Source organism: Enterococcus sp. S183_ASV_20, assembly GCF_018919685.1.
In the GTDB taxonomy this organism is placed as follows: domain Bacteria; phylum Bacillota; class Bacilli; order Lactobacillales; family Enterococcaceae; genus Enterococcus; species Enterococcus faecalis.
This window is the reverse complement of the sequence record NZ_JAHLRI010000117.1, coordinates 1-2,459: the sequence shown is the minus strand read 5'-3', so window position 1 is coordinate 2,459 and position 2,459 is coordinate 1. Positions and strand designations below refer to the sequence as shown.

Sequence of the window (2,459 nt, the reverse complement as noted above, 5' to 3'; positions counted from 1 at the left end):
AGATCAAGAGGAACTGATCCACTTGATCTCCAATTATTCTAAGATTTCTCTTTACCAACATCATTTGACAAAGAGCCAAAAAAGGACATCCAATTATTTGTTCCCACTATCAAATTGACAGTTTATTTAAGAATACCTTGCCGCATATTTATTAACTCCTTTTAAATAGATACTTAAATAATAGCACGTAAGAGCATATTTGTAAAGGAATCTCCAATTTTTTATCAAAGAGAGTACGTGATTACAAAATAGCTGTAATAATGTACCAATATTTGTTATTCTATAATCTTCCAATTACTCCCGTTCTTTTCAAGTACCAAATCAAATTGAGATACCTGCGTTGCTTTGGTCTGCTGGTCGATATACTCCACTGTCAGCGATACCGTGACTTGATTATCCTTACGATTGTGAATAGGATTTACCAGTTCTTGAAAGATGTACTCTTTTCCGATTGGTTTTAATATCCCGTCATTCACATAGTAGGAAAGTTCACTGGCTGTCGCTGTAGGATAGAGCTTGAAGAACGTCGTTAAAAACTCATTGATTTCATTGGTTGTAATGGAATCAACCGTCCCCTCACTTTCAATGGCTTTTGGTTTATAACTTGATTTCTTAGGTATGTTGGTAATGGTCGGATTCTTAACCAGTACCATATTTCCAGAACCATCTACATAGACACTCACTATATAAGCAGAGTGGACGGTCTTTGTATTTTCTCCCTCTGTAATGAGCTGGTCTACACTGTAGGTTACATTAAACTCATTGTCGCCAGTTGGCTCTACCGTCCATATCTGAAATCCTCTTACAGAAGACGATACAGGAATATCTTTGCGTACTGTATCAACATTGAGAGCTTGAAGTTCATCTGTCAGATAGCCTTTTAGACTGTCCATTCGATTATCAATGGACTTATCGGATTGCTCCCATGAATAGTAGACTTTCGCAAAGTTCTCTACAAAATTTTCTACATGATGAGTATCAACGTATTCCTTTTCTATGATAGTTGTTTCGTGAATAGTATGAGTATCTATAGCTGTAAAGTGCTTGAATATCGCAAAGCTGAAACTAAGCCCTAAAAGTACCCACAAGGCAATCACAACCTTTTTATGAGGATTGACCTTATAGTAGACACGAGGTTTCTTTTCCTTTGGTATCTGTTTTTCTTTATTCTGATTTTTTCTAAATTTCATCATTAAATCTTCCTTTCTCATTGTTTGATTCGTCCTGCTCCCACTAAATGCTGTTGCCAGTAGGGGCTTGTTAAGTCGGCATAACCGATTGGGTCGCCTGCATGAAACATACGGTTATTGCCAAGGTATATCCCAACATGAGTAATATAAGAGCCAGCGTTATAGGTAGAATGAAAGAAAACCAAATCGCCAGCTTGTGCTTCCGATAGTGGGATATGCTGGGTCACATCATATTGCTGTTGTGCGGTTCGTGGTAAGTTAATTCCAGCTTTTCCATACGTCCATTGTGTCAGTCCGCTACAATCAAAAGAAGTAGTCGGGGAAGCTCCACCGTAAACGTATCGCCAGCCCTCATATTTCAGTGCTTCGTCCATGATGGCTTGTACCGTATCATCATCAAACTCTGTTGTGACAAGATACTGCGTTACCAGTTGCACATAAAACATATTGCCATAGTTGTATCGCCAGCCCCCATTGATAGGTATGGCTATGGGATTGGGGTAAGACACTTTTTCGCCACCTGAATACTCTTTTGAGAAACTTTGAGCCAGTTCAAAGGTATATTTATTTCCACGATTAGCCACATACCCTAAGAAACCACCACCATAATTGTAGGACTGGATAACCGATTCTAAATCTACACTGAGCCTTTCGCTACTGGCTAATAATTCACTGAAATACTTCACACCTTGCTTAATGGATTCTTCTGTACTCAATGAATTAGGTGGAAGACCGAGGGATTCCGAGGACTGCATAACATCTTCCGCAGTACCGCCCGATTCCACCTGTATAATCGCAAGAAGTATGTTGACATATTCTTCAACGCCATATTCTTTGGCATATTTTTCTACCATAGGCTTATGAGCCAGCACTTCTGCGGAAACATTCACACCTCCATAATGAATATTGGAAATTCCGCTGTCCTGTTCATCTGAAAATAAAATGGCAACAAACAGAAGCAGTGAGAAGACCATCAAGAATAATCCAGAACCACCAATCACTAAAGTTTTCAACTTCATGGTTTCTTACCGACTTTCTTAATGGTGGCGGTTTTGATTGGTGGTCTACTTCTTGTATTTTGTAGTGGTACTCTTTGAACAGTAGACGGACGTTCTTTTGTGATTGGACGTTGTGAAGTTCTATCTGCTGTAGTGGTTGAAGTTGCTGGCTTTTGAACGGTTTTTTCTTGAACGGTATTGCCTTGGCGTTCCACTTTTGGACTTGAAAAATCGGACTTAACTGCTGGACGCTCTTGTTTGGCTTGTTGAG

2 protein-coding genes and 1 pseudogene are annotated in these 2,459 nt (G+C 39.4%); all 3 read right to left on the bottom strand.

The features are described 5' to 3' along the window. Positions 1–275 precede the first annotated feature (275 nt). Positions 276–1,211 carry a conjugal transfer protein gene (locus KQI94_RS15765; protein ID WP_216454613.1) on the bottom strand — a complete coding sequence of 312 codons (936 nt, stop codon included), beginning with the start codon at positions 1,209–1,211 and terminating at the stop codon, positions 276–278. Then, entirely contained in the window at positions 1,208–2,209 is a 1,002-nt protein-coding gene (locus KQI94_RS15760; protein ID WP_000769868.1) for a bifunctional lysozyme/C40 family peptidase, read from the bottom strand. The genes KQI94_RS15765 and KQI94_RS15760 overlap by 4 nt, the downstream gene beginning before the upstream one ends. Further along, a pseudogene (locus KQI94_RS15755) lies at positions 2,206–2,459 on the bottom strand (hypothetical protein); the annotation flags it as partial. The gene KQI94_RS15760 and the pseudogene KQI94_RS15755, both read right to left, overlap by 4 nt.

Coding starts and splice junctions, on each gene's coding strand:
- KQI94_RS15765 (WP_216454613.1), bottom strand. CDS start 1,211: ATGAGAAAGGAAGATTTAATGATGAAATTTAGAAAAAATCAGAATAAA.
- KQI94_RS15760 (WP_000769868.1), bottom strand. CDS start 2,209: ATGAAGTTGAAAACTTTAGTGATTGGTGGTTCTGGATTATTCTTGATG.